17 protein-coding genes are annotated in these 16,666 nt (G+C 62.5%); 2 read left to right on the top strand and 15 right to left on the bottom strand.

All coding sequences use genetic code 11. The annotated features are described in order from the left end of the window. Position 1: 1 nt before the first annotated feature. Genes AC1DD7_RS08280 through AC1DD7_RS08300 form a run of 5 tightly spaced genes read right to left on the bottom strand, consistent with a single transcriptional unit; the run spans position 2 to position 4,889 of the window. Entirely contained in the window at positions 2 to 847 is an 846-nt protein-coding gene (locus AC1DD7_RS08280; RefSeq protein ID WP_477514575.1) for an ATP-binding cassette domain-containing protein, read from the bottom strand. After that, the gene (locus AC1DD7_RS08285) at positions 844 to 1,890 is read right to left on the bottom strand and encodes an ABC transporter ATP-binding protein (RefSeq protein ID WP_477514576.1); all 1,047 of its coding nucleotides are present in this window, start codon (positions 1,888 to 1,890) and stop codon (positions 844 to 846) included. The genes AC1DD7_RS08280 and AC1DD7_RS08285 overlap by 4 nt, the downstream gene beginning before the upstream one ends. Continuing rightward, positions 1,890 to 2,906, bottom strand: a complete 1,017-nt coding sequence (locus AC1DD7_RS08290) for an ABC transporter permease (RefSeq protein ID WP_477514577.1) — start codon at positions 2,904 to 2,906, stop codon at positions 1,890 to 1,892. The genes AC1DD7_RS08285 and AC1DD7_RS08290 overlap by 1 nt, the downstream gene beginning before the upstream one ends. Before the next feature lie 7 nt (positions 2,907 to 2,913). After that, on the bottom strand, positions 2,914 to 3,801 hold the full coding sequence (locus tag AC1DD7_RS08295; protein WP_477514578.1) for an ABC transporter permease: 888 nt from the start codon (positions 3,799 to 3,801) through the stop codon (positions 2,914 to 2,916). Further along, on the bottom strand, positions 3,798 to 4,889 hold the full coding sequence (locus AC1DD7_RS08300; RefSeq protein WP_477514579.1) for a sugar phosphate isomerase/epimerase family protein: 1,092 nt from the start codon (positions 4,887 to 4,889) through the stop codon (positions 3,798 to 3,800). The genes AC1DD7_RS08295 and AC1DD7_RS08300 overlap by 4 nt, the downstream gene beginning before the upstream one ends. Before the next feature lie 98 nt (positions 4,890 to 4,987). Between AC1DD7_RS08300 and AC1DD7_RS08305 the strand changes: the two genes are divergently transcribed. After that, positions 4,988 to 5,665, top strand: a complete 678-nt coding sequence (locus AC1DD7_RS08305; protein WP_477514580.1) for a FadR/GntR family transcriptional regulator — start codon at positions 4,988 to 4,990, stop codon at positions 5,663 to 5,665. Then, positions 5,662 to 7,122, top strand: coding sequence for a chlorohydrolase family protein (locus AC1DD7_RS08310; RefSeq protein WP_477514581.1), 1,461 nt, complete (start codon positions 5,662 to 5,664; stop codon positions 7,120 to 7,122). Before AC1DD7_RS08305 ends, AC1DD7_RS08310 begins: the two co-directional genes overlap by 4 nt. Positions 7,123 to 7,163: 41 nt before the next feature. On the opposite strand, the gene map is transcribed toward AC1DD7_RS08310, so the two are convergent. The 10 genes from map to rpmD form a co-directional block, all read right to left on the bottom strand. Beyond that, the gene (gene map / locus AC1DD7_RS08315) at positions 7,164 to 7,991 is read right to left on the bottom strand and encodes a type I methionyl aminopeptidase (protein WP_477514582.1); all 828 of its coding nucleotides are present in this window, start codon (positions 7,989 to 7,991) and stop codon (positions 7,164 to 7,166) included. A gap of 33 nt (positions 7,992 to 8,024) precedes the next feature. Beyond that, a complete protein-coding gene (locus AC1DD7_RS08320) occupies positions 8,025 to 8,936 on the bottom strand; it encodes an NAD-dependent epimerase/dehydratase family protein (protein WP_477514583.1) in 912 nt (303 codons plus the stop codon). Further along, the gene (locus tag AC1DD7_RS08325; protein ID WP_477514584.1) at positions 8,933 to 10,720 is read right to left on the bottom strand and encodes a class I adenylate-forming enzyme family protein; all 1,788 of its coding nucleotides are present in this window, start codon (positions 10,718 to 10,720) and stop codon (positions 8,933 to 8,935) included. The genes AC1DD7_RS08320 and AC1DD7_RS08325 overlap by 4 nt, the downstream gene beginning before the upstream one ends. Then, a complete protein-coding gene (locus tag AC1DD7_RS08330; RefSeq protein ID WP_477514585.1) occupies positions 10,713 to 11,948 on the bottom strand; it encodes a cytochrome P450 in 1,236 nt (411 codons plus the stop codon). Before AC1DD7_RS08330 ends, AC1DD7_RS08325 begins: the two co-directional genes overlap by 8 nt. A gap of 4 nt (positions 11,949 to 11,952) precedes the next feature. Then, positions 11,953 to 12,741, bottom strand: coding sequence for a glycosyltransferase family 2 protein (locus tag AC1DD7_RS08335; protein ID WP_477514586.1), 789 nt, complete (start codon positions 12,739 to 12,741; stop codon positions 11,953 to 11,955). Further along, a complete protein-coding gene (locus AC1DD7_RS08340; protein WP_477514587.1) occupies positions 12,738 to 13,793 on the bottom strand; it encodes a 3-oxoacyl-ACP synthase III family protein in 1,056 nt (351 codons plus the stop codon). Before AC1DD7_RS08340 ends, AC1DD7_RS08335 begins: the two co-directional genes overlap by 4 nt. A 111-nt stretch (positions 13,794 to 13,904) precedes the next feature. After that, a complete protein-coding gene (locus tag AC1DD7_RS08345; RefSeq protein ID WP_224091119.1) occupies positions 13,905 to 14,474 on the bottom strand; it encodes an adenylate kinase in 570 nt (189 codons plus the stop codon). A gap of 5 nt (positions 14,475 to 14,479) precedes the next feature. Next, positions 14,480 to 15,790: a preprotein translocase subunit SecY gene (gene secY / locus AC1DD7_RS08350; protein ID WP_216925094.1), complete on the bottom strand. Its 1,311-nt coding sequence runs from the start codon at positions 15,788 to 15,790 to the stop codon at positions 14,480 to 14,482. Positions 15,791 to 15,977: 187 nt separating this feature from the next. Continuing rightward, positions 15,978 to 16,460 carry a 50S ribosomal protein L15 gene (gene rplO / locus AC1DD7_RS08355; RefSeq protein WP_224164997.1) on the bottom strand — a complete coding sequence of 161 codons (483 nt, stop codon included), beginning with the start codon at positions 16,458 to 16,460 and terminating at the stop codon, positions 15,978 to 15,980. Then, positions 16,460 to 16,666, bottom strand: coding sequence for a 50S ribosomal protein L30 (gene rpmD / locus AC1DD7_RS08360; RefSeq protein WP_216925092.1), 207 nt, complete (start codon positions 16,664 to 16,666; stop codon positions 16,460 to 16,462). The genes rplO and rpmD overlap by 1 nt, the downstream gene beginning before the upstream one ends.

A 16,666-nucleotide genomic window follows, 5' to 3' on the forward strand; every position in this document is an offset into this window, starting at 1 on the left:
GTCAGCTTCCTTCCATGGCGTTGCCCGATCCCGCCGCTGCGAGCGCCTTCGCCCGTCGGCGGGCACCCGGCACGGCATCCAGCAGTGCCCGGGTGTAGGGATGGGTGGTGTTGTCAAAGACATTTGCGGCGGTACCAGCCTCCACGATCTCCCCGGCGTTCATGACGGCGATGTTGTGGCTCATGAGCCGGGCAACGGCCAGATCGTGGACGATGAAGAGGTAGGTAAGTCCGAGTTCGTCCTGCAGGTCGCTGAGGAGGTTCAGGACCTGGGCTTGAATGGAGACATCCAAGGCACTCACGGGCTCGTCCAGCACCACAAGGTCCGGGTTGAGGACAAGGGCACGGGCGATCGCGATGCGCTGGCGTTGGCCGCCGGAGAATGCGAAGGGAAAGCGCTGAGTCTGCTTGACGCTGATTCCCACAAGATCCAGGACCTTGGCCACCCTGCGCGATCGTTCCGCTGAATCGGAGACGCCGTGCACAATGAGTGGCTCTTCCACCAGGTCCCCCACCGTGAATCGCGGGTCGAGGGATCCGTTGGGGTCTTGGAAGACCATCTGGATCCTGCGTCGCATCTTGCGCATCCCGGGTTTGGAGAGGGTAGTGAGATCCACACCGTCGAATTCGATCAGGCCGCTGTCGGCGTCGGTGAGGCCCATGACGCAGGCCGCCGTTGTCGATTTGCCGCTGCCTGACTCCCCCACCAGGCCGAGTGTCTGGCCGCGGAGCAGTTCGAAGGAGACGTCGTGCAGGATTTGTGTCTTGTGCCGCTTTCCAATTCCTTTGGCGTAGGACTTGTTGAGCTTCTCCACCCGAAGGAGCGTGGGTGCGTTGGCGATGCTCATGCCGGGACTCCTTCAGGATCGTTTGCGAAGTGGCAGCGGACAACTGCGCCGTTGGACAGGGTGCGGGGCTCCGGCCTTTCGATGGCGCAGCGCTTTTGGTCGCGGCCGATCGGGCACCGGGGTGCGAAGGGGCAGCCGGGCTCGTCCACCGAGAGGTCCGGCGGAGACCCTGGGATGGCAGGCAAGGCGCCGCGCCGCGCGGTGGCGGGATCGATGACGCAGTCCAGGAGGGCTTTGGAGTATGGGTGGCCGGGGGCGGCGAACAACGCTTCGGTAGTGGTGGATTCGACGAATCGTCCGGCGTACATGACGTTGACGCTGTCGCAGAGTTCCTCAACGATTCCCAGATTGTGGGTGATCATCACCAAGGCATTTCCGCGCTCGTCGCAGATCTTGGCCAACAGATCCAGCACCTGCGCCTGGGTTGTTACGTCCAGGGCGGTGGTGGGTTCGTCTGCGACCACCACCGAGGGGTCATTGGCGATGGCCATGGCAATCAGGACGCGTTGCCGCATGCCCCCTGAATATTGGTGCGGATAGTCGGAGATCCGGCGGGCGGGATCGTTGACGCCCACTTCGCCCAGAAGCTCACAGGCCAACTTCCGGGCTGCCTTGGCTGAGACATCCTGATGAACTCGGATGGTCTCCACGAATTGGCTTCCGATGGTCTTCAGCGGATCCAGCGCCGCCATGGGGTCCTGGAACACCAAGCTGATGTCCTGGCCACGGACCTTGGAGATTGCGGCGTCATCGAGGCCCACAATTTCCTTGCCGTTGAGCTTTACGCTGCCGCCGACAACCCGGCCGGGTGGGGGCACAAGCCCCATCAGTGACATGGCCATGGCGGACTTTCCGGATCCGGATTCACCCACGATCGCAAGTCGTTGGCCTTTGTGCAGGTCGAAGGAAACGTCACGGACCGCGTGGACGGTCCCCAAAGCCGTCACGAAATCCGTGCGCAATCCATGGACGCTGAGCACAGGGTCCGGGCCGCCGTTCGACGACACTTGAGGTGCGGGAAGGGACAGTGCATTACTTTGCATCAGCGTGCTCCTACTCGTGTGCGGGGATCGGCTGCGGTCATCAGAACGTCTGCCAGGAGGCTCACAACTACGTAGAGGACTGCTGCCATCAGTAGTACGGCTTGGACCACTCCGAAGTCTTTTTGGATGATCGCGTCCGCGGTCATGGACCCGATGCCGGGCCAGCCGAACACTTTCTCCACCAGCAGGCTTCCTGCGAGGAGGTCTGCGAAGAGGAGCGACGCCGCGGGCAGCAGGGAAAGGAGGCCGTGGGGTGCCACGTGCCGGTTGTACACCGGGAACCGGCGGAGACCGTGGCTCTGGGATACGGCCACGAAGGTTTCCCGCAGGGTGCCCCGCAACTGGTTGCGATAGAGCCTGCTGAGGAAGGCGAAGGGACCGAGTGCCACGATCGTTGCAGGCAGGACCAGGTGCCAGGCTGCGTTGGCGAAGGTTCCCCATTGTCCGGCCAGCAGGGCATCGACGGTGAACATTCCAGTAACGTTCGGAGGTTTGAGCATTCCTGGTGATAGCCGTCCTTCAGGACCGGGGAAGATGCCCAGCTGGATCGAGAAAATCATGAGGGCCAGCAGCGCAATCCAGAAGGGCGGCGAACCCATGGCCAGGGAGGAGGCGAAGCGGACGAGCTGGTCCGGCCACCGGCGCCTTGAGTACACCGCGAAGCTTGCCGCTAGCACCGCGGTGACGATCGCAATAATGACTGACAACAGGCCAAGCTCCAGTGTTGCGGGGAGCCGCTGGCCCAGGAGGGTGCCCACGCTGTTGCCGGTGCTGTATGAGAAGCCGAAGTCGCCGCGGAGCAGGGAGCCCATGTAGTTTCCGTATTGGACCACGAGGTTCTCATCCAGGCCCATGGATTTGCGCAAGGCTGCAATGGTTTCCTCGGTTGCGGTGTCACCGGCAATGGCACGTGCGGGGTCGCCCGGAACTTTGCGGAGCAGTATGAAGGTGAAGATCGAAGCGCCGAAGACGGTGGCGAGTGCCACGCCCAGGCGTTTGAGGAGTGCGCTGGTCATTGGAGCCTCACTTCGCCTGGATGAATTCGCCGCGGGGATCCAGGACTTCACGGGCCCTGTCCGCGATAACTGTGGTGAGGGTGACTGCTATCAGCAGCCCCAGGCCCGGGAATCCGGCGATCCACCACTGCCCGGTCAGGAAGAACTGCTGGCCTTCGGTGATCATTTCGCCCCATTCTGCGGTGGGCGGCTGGGCCCCCAACCCGAGGTACCCGAGAGCTGCCAGGGACAGCACGGCGGCTCCGAACACGGCAGCCATTTGCAGGATCATGATGGGTATCAGGTGGGGCAGCACATGCCGGAACAACACTCTGGCCGGGTGGGCGCCGATCGCCATTGTGGAGCGGATGAAGTCCTGCCCATAGAGGCGCATCACTTCGCCCCGGAGGGTCCGCATGTACCACGGGAAGGAGTGCAGCGAGAGCCCAATGACCGCCGCAGTCACACCCGGTTTGAGGGCCATTGCAATGGCCATGGCCAGCAGGAGTGCCGGGAAGCAGAGGATGGAATTGGTGAGCCAGGTGAAGACCGTGTCCACCCAGCCGCGCATTGAACCGGCCAGAAGCGCGGTCACGCAACCCACGATTGCACCGATCACGGCAATTGCAAGTCCGGCGAGGATCGAGGTCTGACCACCGGCCAGAAAACGTGCCAATACGTCACGGCCGGTGTCATCGGTGCCCATGGGGTGGGTGAAACTTGGAGCTTGGAGGACCGCGCCGAGGTTGATGGCGTCGGCTTGGAGCCGCCAAAGCAGCGGGCCAAGCAGCGTCACCACAACAAGGGCGGCCAAGAGGGACAGGGTGAGGGTGAGCTTCCGATCGCGCTTGAGGAAGCTTCTGAAAGGCCGGCGCCTGGGCGCTGCAAGAACCTGCGGGGCGACTATAGCTGTCATGAGAGTCCTTCCTCTCCGGAAAGGATCGTGGCCGGAGACGCAATGCCGGCGCCGATCGATGTGAGGATTTGCCGCAACGTTGCGGCGCTGATGAGCAATTGCTGGCGGCGCTCGGCGGGCGTGGGGTCCTCGTCCCAATCGGCAAGCGCCGGAATGTCCCCCCGTGCCACACGGTCGTGCGTTAGCATGCCGAGCCGGGCCAACTGTGCGACCCCTTCGGCGTCAAGGTGGGGCTCATGGCGGAACCATGAACGGTCGAAAATGGGTGTGTCGAACTTTCCGCGATGCTGTTCTACGGTGAAATCGCGCACTCCGCCGGCCAGCAGGCTTCCCAGCAGCGCCTTCCAGTCCAGGACGCCTTCGCCCACGGGGCGCAGCCGGCGGCGGTACCCGTGCGGGACCTGGAAAAGGACAACATCCTCCAGATGGGTCATCCGGATGGAGGGTCCCAGGGCTCTGGCGACTTCGTGCGGGTCTTCCGCACGCACCACGAGGTTCGCCACATCAAGTCCGATGCTGAAGACGGCCGGATCCATGGTCTCCACCAAGGACAGGACCTCCGATGAGGCGAGGTCCTCATGGGTCTTCACGTTGATCCGCACGTTGTTGTCCCGGGCCTGTTCAGCCAGGGACTGGAGGTTCGCCCGGATAATCCGGAGCTGTGCAGGGTGGTCAAGAAAGCGGCCCTGCTCCGCAACGCCTTCCCGCACCGACCGCGTGTACACGAAGAACTCCTTGATGCCGAGATCCAGACCACTTGCCAAGGACTTGCGCAGTTCGCGTCGGACCGCTGCAGGTTCGCCCACGGGACCGGCACAGCCGAGTCCCAGTTGGAGTTCGACGCCGGCACGCCCGGCTTCCGCTGCTACCTCGTCCAAGCAGTCCGGCATCTCGCCCGAGAGTTCCGCAGTGATGTTGTTGAGCACGACGAGTGTGAAGCCGTCCTCAATCGCCTGCCGAAGGGAAGCAAGCAGCGGGAGCTCCTCCATTCCCGGGTAGCGGGTGAACTGGACACCGAGGCGGACGCCACGGAAATCGCCGTCTTGTGAAGACCTCAAGCCATGGGTTTGTTGTGTGATCTGGGTCATGCTCAACAAGGTACACTCGTAAGACGTCTTACGAAAGGGTGGATTTTAGAACTTTGATGTGAGACGCTTCGTGGACGTAGGGAAACTGAGGGGGCACCATGGCGGTGAACGGCAAACGCAGTGTGGTCGACGAAGCGATTGATGACATCCGTCATCGGATTCGCCAAGGCGAATGGGGTCTGGGCGACCGGATTCCGCCCGAACCCGAACTCGGTAGAGCCTTGGGACTGAGCCGCGCTCCTTTGCGCGAAGCTCTCCGCGCGCTGGTGCACGCGGGACTCCTCGTGACCCGGCAAGGCGACGGGACATTCGTCGCAGCAGTCGATGAGCAGGAGATCGCCCTTCGAAAAGGCTTCCAGGACGCGGACCCTTTCGAGGCGGTCGAGGTCAGGCGAAGCCTCGACGTACCGGCAGCAGCTTTGGCCGCGCAACGCCGGGACCAGACAGACCTAGACAAGCTCCAGGACGCCCTTGACCGCCGTCGCGCTGCCGCGGAATCACGGGACGATGACGGCTTCCGGGAAGCCGACATCGACTTCCACCGCGCTGTGGTTGACGCCGCACACAACCAACTCCTGGCTGGCATCTACGGTTCCCTGGCCGCCAGCATTGACGGTTCCTGGACCTCCCCCGCCGGCTTGGACCGTGCCGCAAGCACAGGACATGACCATCACGACGACCTCTTCGAAGCCATCCGCGACGGATTAGTGCAAGACGCGATGCTCGTAGCCGGAACCATCCTGGACAACCAGGCGTCCGACCTGGAGAACAAGTGATCACACGCCTCAAGGCGGCGTTCGTGATCGGCTACGCGGACGGCGACCACTGCATCATGCCTGATGCCGAACTTGTCCACGACGACGGAACCATCCTGTTCGTGGGCCGGGACTACGCCGGGCGTGTGGACGTTGAGATCAACGCCGGGCAAGCCATTGTGTCCCCTGGTTTCATCGACCTCAACGCGCTGGCGGACATCGACCATGCAATCTTCGATTCCTGGCCGGATGCCTCCCGCCGCCTGGGCATGGTGTGGTCTGAGGAATACCTCAAGGACCACGGAGCCGTCTTTACCCGGGACCAAACCCGCTTCCGACGCGAATTCGCATTATCCCAACTGGTCCGCAACGGCATCACCACCCTCATGCCCATCGCCTCGGAGAGCTATCACGAGTGGTGCGAGGACTATCAGGACATGGCCGATACAGCCGAGGCTGTGGAGGCAATTGGCCTCCGCGCCTACCTGGGCCCCAGCTATCGCACAGCCGTGCCCTACACGGACGGCAGCAATGTGCTGCTCCACGAGGACGAACGGCGGGGCCTGGACGGACTTGAGGACGCCATCCGCTTCGCCCAGGATTTCGAAGGACGTGCCAGCGGGCTGATCCGCACGGCTTTGCTTCCGTCGCGGATAGAGACCCAGACCGAACAGACACTGCGTCTGACCCGCAAGGCCGCGGATGAGCTGGGCATTCCCGTCCGTCTGCATGCCGCACAGGGACTCTTCGAAATAGAAGCCATGATCGCCCGCACAGGAAAGCGTTCCCTGCCCTACCTCGCGGATCTGGGCTTCCTCACCGGGAAGACCTTCATTCCCCATGCATGGACGGTTCCGGGGCATCCGCTCATGCCCAAGGCCTTCGGCACCGGGGATGACCTCCAACTGCTCGCGGAATCCGGCGCGAGTGTCCTGCTCTGTCCCATCCCGATGGCCCACTACGGCGGCATGCTGGACAACTATGACTCTTACCGCGAAAGGGGCATCCGGGTGGTGCTGGGGACGGACTCCGCCCCGCCGAACATGATCCGCGCCATGGATCTGGCCATGGGTATGACCAAGTCGGTCACGGGCGACCGCACAAGCGCCCAGGCTGCGGATCTCTTCCGATCAGCCACCCTGGACCCGGCAGAAGCGCTGGACCGCACGGATCTCGGCCGCCTGGCGGCCGGAGCCCAGGCAGACTACTTTGTTCTGGATCTGACTGGCCAGCACATTGGACCGTACGGGGACCCCATCCGCACCATGGTGATGAACGCCGACGGCCGTGACATCTCGCGTGTTGTGGTGGCTGGCCGCACCATCGTGGAGAACAGTGAAGTAGTCACCGTTGACACCACCGGTTACCGGGCGCGCGCACAGGAATTCCTGGACCACTACATCGCTTCACTGAGCCTCTCGGACCATGCCAAGCGGCCAACGCAGCAACTGCTCCCGCCCAGTTTCCCACTGCGCTAAGTCGGCGCAGCACGCCTGGGCCAGCAGCCGGCCTCGCCCGGTTACGGGATCGGGACGGGCACGACGCCGAGCGGCGCCAACTGCTCGGCGCCTCCGTCTGGGGCGGACAGGACCCAGATGCCCTTTTCGTGCACGGCCACCGAGTGTTCCCACTGGCAGGAGCGCTTGCCGTCGGTGGTGACAACGGTCCAGTCATCGTCCAACGTGGCGGTCTCGATGCCACCGCGCACCAGCATGGGTTCGATCGCGAGGCACAGCCCCGCGCGAATCTTCGGACCTCGGTGATTGGTGCGGTAGTTCAGGACGTCCGGGGCCATGTGCATTTCCGAACCGATGCCGTGGCCCACGTAGTCCTCCAGGATGCCCAAGGGCTTACCGGGGACGGAAGAAACGTAGTCATCAATCGCATTGCCAATATCGCCCACGAACTTGCCCTTGGCCAGGGCAGCGATTCCTCGCCACATGGCGGCCTCGGTGACATCCGAGAGTCGCTGGTCCTCAGGATCTGCCGTGCCAACGATGACGGTGCGGGCGGAATCCGAGTGCCATCCGTCAACGATGCAGCCGCCGTCGATGGAAATAATGTCGCCATCGTTGAGGACACGGTTCCCGGGGATGCCGTGGACGACTTCCTCGTTGACTGACGTGCAGATGGTGGCGGGAAAGCCGTGGTAGCCAAGGAAGTTGGACTTGGCCCCCGCGTCATTCAGGACTGCCGCGAAAATGTCGTCGAGGTCCTTGGTAGTGACGCCTGCCTTGGCCGCCGCAACGGCAGCGTCAAGGGCACGGCTGAGGACCAAACCGGCCTCGTGCATCTTGCGCATTTGCTCGTTGGTTTTGTATTCGATGCGGGGCTGACCGAACGCCATGTTCTCCTCTGGATGGTTTGCTGTAGGAGCCGATCAGGCCCCGTGCTCCAACCATTTTCCCGCATCGGAGAGCATGGTCGAAATTGGTTCGATTCCCAGCTCGTCGCGGAGGCGGTCCAAACGGTAAGTTCTGTCCCGTCCGAGCTGGCTGACGGCATAGCGCGTGAGGCGTGGTGCCCGTCCGGAAACGAGGGCAGCGGCTTCGGAAATACCGGCAAGAGCCATGGCAGCAGGCTCGGGGACGTACCTGATGCCCACCCCGGCATGGCCAGTGACAGCAAGCACCTGCCTGAGCACGGTGCCGAGCTCCACAGGCTTCGCGTCGGCCACGTTGATAGCCCCGCGGGCATCGGACTGGCAAGCTGCCAGCGCTGCCTTTGTCAGGTTGTCCACATGCGTGAGCTGATGACGAATACCGGCATGGCCCACGGTGAGAAGCCGTCCGTGGCGGATATTGCTGATCAGGCGCGGCAGCAGCGTCCGGTCCCCCGGTCCGTAAACTCCGTGTGGCCGAAGAACCACTGCATTGCGATGCCGTCGGGCTTCCACATCGGCGAGCGCCTTGCTCCTTGCATATGCGTTGAGGTGGCGCATAACCACGTCTTCTTCACCGCGGTTGGTACAGGCCTCCCACCACGGGTAGACGCTGGAACTGGAAATGTGCACCAGTCGTGTTGTTGGGTAGGCCTCAGCCACGGCACGGGTACCCAGCACATTCGTGCGGTAGAACGTGCGGGCGGCGCCCCAGTCCGCCACGTGCGCGGCGGCGTGGATCACCGCGTCCACGGCCGACAATCGGCCAGGCGGCACACCATTTAGGTCCCAATACGTCAGGGCAGGGCCTTGGCGCCGTGCGAAACGAACAACTTCCCAGCCTTGGGCCTCGGCGGCAGTAGCTACTGCTCCCCCGATGAAACCGGTGGCCCCGGTAACCGCGATTTTCACTGCGCCCCGGCTTTGTCAGCGGACTTGCGGGCAAATGCACGTCGCAGTGCTTCCCGGTCCGGCTTTTTGTGGCGTCCGCTGTAGGGGATGGCGTCCAGGATTTCGATGTGATCGGGGAGAGCGGATTCGTCAATCATCTCCGGGAGGACCTTGGTTAACTTTGCTTTCAGCTGCCCCACTGATTGCCCCTTTGTCCTTGGGTCTCCCTGCGCCTCTGATTTCCCCTGTGCAGGCACGACCGCCAGCCACACAGCTTCATCACCGATCCCGTCCGGAACCCCCACCATGACGGCCTGCTGAACTCCCGGCACGGAAGTGATCAGCGGTTCATACAGTGCAGGGTAGATGTTGGTCTTGCCCCGGATGATCATGTCTTTCTTGCGCCCGATCATGACCAAGCGCGCGGGACCCGTTCCGGGGCCTCCCGCACCGTGGTCCAGCCGCACCAGGTCTCCGGTGGCGTGCTCAATCATGACTTCCTCGCCCAGATATCCGTGACACATGTTCGGTCCCCGGGCGTACAGTTCGTGGTCTTCCCCCACCCGTATGCCGACGGCGGGCAGTGGATCTCCGAGGAAATCACCTTCGCCGCTGCCGTCCGGCGACGTGAATTCGGCTTCAGCGCCAGACGCGAAGGCCAGCTTCTCGCGACCATCAGCGACGGCGATTGGCAGCAACTCCGTCATGCCGTAGATGAGTTTGAACTCGACGCCGGGGAGCAGGGCCGTTGCCCGTTTCAGGAAGGGAGCCAGCACCGGCGCGGCTCCAAGCATGACTGTCCGCAGTGTTCCGGGGAGCCTGACGCTGCCGTCCTCGACCGCATCCAGGATGGGCCCCAACTGGGAGGGCACAAGGAAAAGGTGCGTCGCGCCGTCGTACGAGTTCTCTTTGCCAGCCACCGGCCCAAGCTCGCGTGCCAAGCGAAGAGGATCAATGTGCGCGGAGAAGCCATAGCCGGGCATGGTCCAGTGCGCGCCGGCGATGAGTGCCGGCAAGCCCATCATCAGCTGCTCGGAGTGGATGCGATCGCCCTCGCCAAAGGTACAGCGCTGGTTGAGCTGCTCGAATCCTGCCCCAAGCGAACCCCGCGTATGTACTACGCCCTTGGGCGCACCGGTGGTCCCTGACGTAAAAATGATCACGGCTTCCTGCCCGGAGGAAGCCCCTGCAGAAGGCGGAACACTATCCCTATGAAGCGCCGGACTGGCGAGTCGCTTCACCGGCGTCGCGCCTCGGGGAACGCCAGGGAGCCATGGGCCGGAATAGTAGTGCCGGACGTCCATGGCTCCGTAATCCGGCAGCAGCAAACCCCTCCGCCGGGCCAGCGGCCGCAGTGGGCTCCTGGTACTCAGCGCGTACAGAAGGGACTCAGCGGCAGCCCACTGCGGGGCAGCCAGCCTGGCCCGATCATGGAAAAGCGACGGCCCGATTCCTGGATCGATGAACACCACAGAACCACCGGCCCGGACGGCCCCCAGGGCCAGGATGAACGCTGCTGGGCTGGGGCGGACTGAGAACAGCATCCGTTCACCGGCACCGAAGCCATCATCCTGGAGATGCCGAGCAGTAGCATCTATACCTTTGACCAGTTCCCGGTATGTGATGGACCGTCCCGGTCGCAACCGACCTGGACGCCGTAGTCGCCCTGGAGCATGGTTCCAAGGCGAAAATCTGCCGGGCGCCGTGATCGCTGGGCTGTTTGGCACGCGCCCAGCTGCGGCATAGACGGCCTCGATGAGATCGGTGCCGGACACACTATCTTCCAACAATGCGTCATCAGGCATTGACCAGCTCCAACTTCCTGTACCCGGGAATGAGCACACCCTTGCTCACTTGCCGGGACGAGACGACCCACGGATGTCGGGCATGCCTGTCCAAGAGCAACGACAACGTCGCATTGATCTCGGCCATGGCCAACGGCATGCCGATGCAAAAGTGCGGACCCGCACCGAACCAAAGCTGACGCGCATGCGGCGGGGTGGGAATCCCGGGCTCGAATCCGCCGAGGCTTTTAGACGCGTGAACTGTCGATAGCAAAAGACGGTCACCGGCACGGACAGCGACTCCGCCAAGGGTGCAAGGAGAAACAGCATCCCTCAGCATCATCGGGGACGGCACGGTGAACCGTAATGCCTCGTTCACGGCCGAAGCAACACCGGACCGATCCTCAACGAGGCCCGCAATGCGTCCGCTGTCAGCGAGCAGGGCAATCAGCCGTGGAACAAAGGACACCAACGTCTCTGTTCCCACCATCACGAACGCGCTGATGATGCCCATGGCTTCTTCCTCGGTCATGCCGAGTGCGCGCAGCCGACCAGGAAACGTTTGGGGGTCGCTCTTCCGGTACGCTTCCCGCGCCGGTCCTGCCAAAACCCCGACGGCGGATCTTCCCTTCGCGACCTGCCTCACCGTCAGCGTGGGGCGCCCCAGGCGGACGAGTGACGAGATGGAAGACCCTAAATTGAAGAGTTCCCTGTTGGGCAACCGGCCAGGTGCATCATCCGGCACGCCCAGCAGCCTGGAGATGACTCCCCCAGCAAGCTCCTTGACGCAGTCCACCAGATCCACGTGGCCACCTGCGTCCAATCCGTGGTGTACGCGATCATGAAGCGAAGCAGCAGCCGGCTCGACAATCGCCGCCACCGAGCCTGGAGTGAAGAGGTCAGCGAGCTTGCGCCGCAGCTCCCTGTGCTCCGTGCCGTCCATGTTCACCAACGCCTTTGGCCCCACTACGGGAGTCCAGAGCGCACCCGAACCCGACGGTCCGTTCTTAATGAAACGCTGGCTATCCATGAGAACGTCACGCACCAAGGCAGCTTCGCTGACGAGGATCCCCAGGCCGGGCAAACGCATCACCGGCCGCATGCTGCCCAGCCCCCGGATCGCCGGGTACAGCAGTGGATGCGCCCCCAGCTGAACAAGCTGTTCCCAGCGTTCGGCCTTGCTCATGACGCCGCTGGGCATCCTGCCGCTGGACATTCTGCCGTTGGGAATCCCTCCGTTGGATGTCACGGCGTCACCGGATGTCCACGTGCTCTGGGCGGTACCGGTGGTCCGCATACCAAGCCAGGGTGTTCTTCAAGCCCCAGGCTTTGACCCGCCGTGAGGAGCCGTACACCACAACATCCCGGCGCAACGCGTAATTGCGGGTCAGCTTTCGCACGCGGTTGGACAGTGCGCGGTCTTCATGGAGGTCTTCTATGCTGGTCCGCGGGAATCCACCGGAACGGTGATACATGTCTGCCGTGATCGCCATATTGCACCCTGGAAGCATCTGATAAGGGCCCAGGTACCCGTCACCCTTATTGCCGGGGCGGATCCGGCCGAAGAAAGATGCGATCTCGACTGCGAGCAGCATCATCCTCCGCTCCCCGGAACTGATCCCTTCGTCCTCGCGGGGCACAAGCTGGCCGGCGATGAGTTCCAAACCGTCGTCGAACGCCTGAACAATTTTGGCGGTCCAATCCGGCGCAGCGAGGCAATCGGCATCCGTCCGGGCGAGCCGCGTTGCGCCGTGCTCCACACCGAAGCGCATGCCCGTGTCTGCGGCCGCGCCCGTCCCCTTCTCGGCTTCATGCACAAGCCTGATATCCATGTGGGGATGAGCCGCGGCGAACTCCGCCACGATCAAACAGCTGGCGTCCGTCGATCCATTGTCGACCACCACCACCGTGAAGTCCTGATGCTCTTGGGCCGCAAAAGAGTCCAGCGTCTGCCGGACCAGCTTCTCTTCGTTCAGCATGGGCACAGCGATGGACAGCGGCCGGGTAGGGGCTGTGCTTCCCAGAGGGCGTTCCAGCGTCATAGCCGCACCACCGCCATGCCCAGGCTCACGCCGCCGGCGAGTCCCACCAAGGCCACGAGATCTCCTGGGCCGCAGCGGCCACTGTCCACGGCAAGTTTTAGTTGCAGGGGCAAGCTAACGGAGGCCAAATTTCCGAAGTCCTCTACAGATGGAACCAGAAGCTCCCTCGGAACACCGGCCCGGTCCGCAAAGATTTCCCGGTACGGTGCACTCACCTGGTGCACACAAACCACGGCGAAGTCCGTCCACTGCAGTTCCAGCCGGTCCAATGTTTCGTCCAGGACGCCGCAGCCCAGATCCAGAAACGCGTCCTTGAGCTTCTCCCCGTCCATGGTGAAATAGGTCGCTTCCGGATCGCGCGGATACGCGGATCCACCTGCAGCCAGGGTGCCGACCGACCAGTGGCTGCTGCGGGCAGTGAAGCCCATGCCAAGAATGCCTCCCGGACCGACCTCCAGTCGGTCCGTCTCCAGTGGCGCTGTATCCGCAGGTTCGAGCAACACTGCCGCGCCGCCGTCGCTCATGGTGTACCCGGGAAAGCTTGACGCGAAAGTGTCAAAGTCCGGAACCCTCCAACGGATCGCCCGCGACGGCGATTCCCCTGTGACCACCAGGACCCTGGCATACCGTCCCGTGGCAATCAGGGCATCGCCTACTTCCAAGCCGTTCAGGAAACTGTTGCATGCATTCTTCACGTCCATCACAGGGCAGCCGAGTCCGAGTTTGGCGGCGGCCATGTGGCCCGTGGCCGGTTCCACCATGTCCTGGCTGGCGGACGCGAAGATGAGCAGGTCTATGTCCGGAGCTTGAAGCCCGCATTCAGCAAGGAGCTTTGCCGCTGCATTGGCCGCAAGGTCCGATGCTTGCTCGGAGTCGGCCATGACGCTCCTGGAACGGATGCCGGTAACACGGGAGATCAAGCCCTTGGGCACCCTGAACCCCGGACTCGACTCACCAATACGGCGTTCGACGGCGGAAGTGTCCAGGCGCGCAGGTGGAAGGTAAACCTCCAAACCTGCAATCCTGCTGTGTCCGGAATGAGCTGTCTGCATGCGGTTCCCCCAAAAACTGCCGCGAAACGAAAAGGGTGTGTCCCGCACCAATGGTACGGGACACACCCTTTTGCTCCAGCGCCGATGATCCGGCTATGTGGAAAAGCCCTACTAGACGGCCTTGGCCGACTCGATGGCGGTGAGGACGCGGTCGGTGACTTCGTCGATGCCGCCGATTCCATCCACCTGCGTCAGGATGCCGCGCTCGGCATACTTGGCAACAACGGCCTCAGTCTGCTCGTGGTAAAGGTCCAGCCGGTGACGGATGACGGCCTCATTGTCGTCAGAGCGCCCGGTTTCCTTCGCACGGCCCAGGAGGCGTGACACCAGTTCTTCGTCGTCGGCAGTCAGCTGGAGCACGACGTCGAGCTCCTGCTCGCCTTCAGCGAGGATCTGGTCGAGGTAGTCAACCTGCGCGGTGGTGCGCGGGTAACCATCCAGAAGGAAGCCATTCTCGACGTCGCTCTGGCTCAGGCGGTCGCGAACCATGTTGTTCGTGACGCTGTCCGGAACGAAGTCCCCTGCGTCCATGTATTTCTTGGCTTCGATGCCCAAAGGGGTTTCGCCCTTTACGTTGGCACGGAAGATGTCGCCGGTGGAGATGGCGACTACGCCGAGGCGCTCGGAAATCCGCTCAGCCTGCGTACCCTTACCCGAACCGGGAGGTCCAATGATCAGCATTCTCGTCATCGCAAAAGCCCTTCGTAGTGACGTTGTTGTAGCTGCGCATCAATCTGCTTGACGGTTTCCAGACCGACACCCACCATGATCAGGATTGACGTGCCACCGAACGGGAAGTTCTGGTTGGCGTTGATCAGGACGAGTGCAACCAGCGGAATCAACGCCACGAAGCCCAGGTAGAAGGCTCCAGGCAAGGTGATCCTGGAAAGCACGTACTGCAGGTAGTCCGCGGTCGGTTTACCCGCCCGGATGCCCGGAATGAACCCGCCGTACTTCTTCATGTTGTCCGACACTTCTTCAGGGTTGAAGGTGATGGCCACGTAGAAGTAGGTGAAGAACACGATCATGGCGAAGTAGAGCGCCATGTAGATGGGGTGGTCGCCACGGGTGAGGTTGTTGTTGATCCACTCAACCCACGGCGCCAGCTGCTCCCCTGCCTTCGGCTGGTTGAACTGCGCAATCAGGCCCGGCAGGTACAGCATGGAGGAAGCGAAGATGACGGGCACGACGCCGGCCATGTTCACCTTGATGGGGATGTAGGTGCTTGTGCCACCCACGGTGCGGCGTCCGATCATGCGCTTGGCGTACTGGACGGGAACCCGGCGCTGGGACTGCTCCACGAAGACCACCAGGGCCACCGTGAGCAAGCCGATTGCCAGGACGATGAAGAACGTTCCCGGTCCCTTCGTCTCCCAAATGGAACCAAGCGAACGCGGGAAGCCCGCAGCAATGGAGGTGAAGATGAGCAGCGACATTCCGTTGCCCACACCCTTCTCCGTAACGAGCTCGCCCATCCACATGATGAGGCCCGTACCGGCCGTCAGCGTGATGATGATGAGCAGTGTCGTAATGATGCTGTCATCAGGAATAATCGGGAGGTTACAGCCCGGAAGAAGCTGGCCGGACCGCGCCAAGGACACCAGGGTGGTGGCGTTCAAGAGTCCGAGCGCGATGGTGAGGTACCGGGTGTACTGGGTCAACTTCGACTGGCCCGAGGAGCCCTCTTCGTAGAGCTGCTGGAACCGGGGAATGACCACCCGGAGCAGCTGAACGATGATGCTCGACGTGATGTAGGGCATGATGCCCAGTGCAAAGATCGAGACCTGCAGCAACGCGCCGCCGCTGAACAAGTTAACCAGCTGGTAAATGCCCTGCGAGGTGTCACCGTTGTTCAAGCATTGCTGGACATTCTGGTAGTTCACACCAGGCGAGGGGATGAAAGCTCCCAAGCGGAAGATTGTGATGATTCCCAGCGTGAACAACAACTTGCGTCGCAAATCAGGCGTCCGAAACGCCCGGCCGAATGCGCTTAGCAAGCGTCCTCCTGAGTAGAAAGTACAAGGATGTGGATGGGCTCAATGAAACCCAACAACCGAGTCTAGCTGCTTGTGACGCCGTCGTAATAATCGAGAGTCCACTTTCACGCAAAAAATCCCGGTATACGGGGCCGAAGCCCCGCATACCGGGATCTTTTTTACAACGGGGAATCAGCCCCACTGGCTCTTAGAGAGCAGTGGTGCTTCCACCTGCTGCAGCAATCTTTTCAGCAGCGCTGGAAGAGAAAGCGTGGGCGGTGACGTCAACCTTGACGGTGATGTCGCCAGTGCCCAGGACCTTGACGGGCTGGTTCTTGCGAACGGCACCCTTCTCAACCAGGGACTCAACGGTGACAGCGCCACCTTCCGGGAACAGCTCGTTGAGCTTGTCCAGGTTCACAACCTGGAACTCAACCCGGAACGGGTTCTTGAAGCCGCGCAGCTTCGGCAGGCGCATGTGCAGCGGCAGCTGGCCGCCGGCAAAGCCAGCCTTTACCTGGTAGCGGGCCTTCGTACCCTTGGTACCGCGACCAGCGGTCTTACCCTTGGAGCCTTCACCACGACCAACACGTGTCTTGGTGGTCTTGGCACCCGGGGCGGGACGCAGGTGGTGGACCTTCAGAGCGTTCTGCTTCTCGGCAGCCTCTGCAGCGGTCTTGTTCTCGGCCATTACTTCGCCTCCTCTACATTCACGAGGTGCGGAACCGTGTTGAGCATTCCAACGGTCACGGCGTCGGCGTCACGGACAACGGTGTGTCCGATGCGCTTCAGGCCGAGGGACCGGAGGGTAGCCTTCTGGTTCTGCTTGGCGCCGATGACGCCCTTGATCTGGGTGATCTCCAACTTGGCGTCGGAGGGAGTCAGGTTCTTAGCCAT

It is taken from the genome of Paenarthrobacter sp. 10L412 (assembly GCF_056395565.1).

Bases quoted from the DNA above. Each gene is read 5' to 3' on its own strand.
- AC1DD7_RS08280 (WP_477514575.1), bottom strand. From the start codon at position 847: ATGAGCATCGCCAACGCACCCACGCTCCTTCGGGTGGAGAAGCTCAAC.
- AC1DD7_RS08285 (WP_477514576.1), bottom strand. From the start codon at position 1,890: ATGCAAAGTAATGCACTGTCCCTTCCCGCACCTCAAGTGTCGTCGAAC.
- AC1DD7_RS08290 (WP_477514577.1), bottom strand. From the start codon at position 2,906: ATGACCAGCGCACTCCTCAAACGCCTGGGCGTGGCACTCGCCACCGTC.
- AC1DD7_RS08295 (WP_477514578.1), bottom strand. From the start codon at position 3,801: ATGACAGCTATAGTCGCCCCGCAGGTTCTTGCAGCGCCCAGGCGCCGG.
- AC1DD7_RS08300 (WP_477514579.1), bottom strand. From the start codon at position 4,889: ATGACCCAGATCACACAACAAACCCATGGCTTGAGGTCTTCACAAGAC.
- AC1DD7_RS08305 (WP_477514580.1), top strand. From the start codon at position 4,988: ATGGCGGTGAACGGCAAACGCAGTGTGGTCGACGAAGCGATTGATGAC.
- map (WP_477514582.1), bottom strand. From the start codon at position 7,991: ATGGCGTTCGGTCAGCCCCGCATCGAATACAAAACCAACGAGCAAATG.
- AC1DD7_RS08325 (WP_477514584.1), bottom strand. From the start codon at position 10,720: ATGCCTGATGACGCATTGTTGGAAGATAGTGTGTCCGGCACCGATCTC.
- AC1DD7_RS08335 (WP_477514586.1), bottom strand. From the start codon at position 12,741: ATGACGCTGGAACGCCCTCTGGGAAGCACAGCCCCTACCCGGCCGCTG.
- AC1DD7_RS08340 (WP_477514587.1), bottom strand. From the start codon at position 13,793: ATGCAGACAGCTCATTCCGGACACAGCAGGATTGCAGGTTTGGAGGTT.
- AC1DD7_RS08345 (WP_224091119.1), bottom strand. From the start codon at position 14,474: ATGCTGATCATTGGACCTCCCGGTTCGGGTAAGGGTACGCAGGCTGAG.
- rplO (WP_224164997.1), bottom strand. From the start codon at position 16,460: ATGGCCGAGAACAAGACCGCTGCAGAGGCTGCCGAGAAGCAGAACGCT.
- rpmD (WP_216925092.1), bottom strand. From the start codon at position 16,666: ATGGCTAAGAACCTGACTCCCTCCGACGCCAAGTTGGAGATCACCCAG.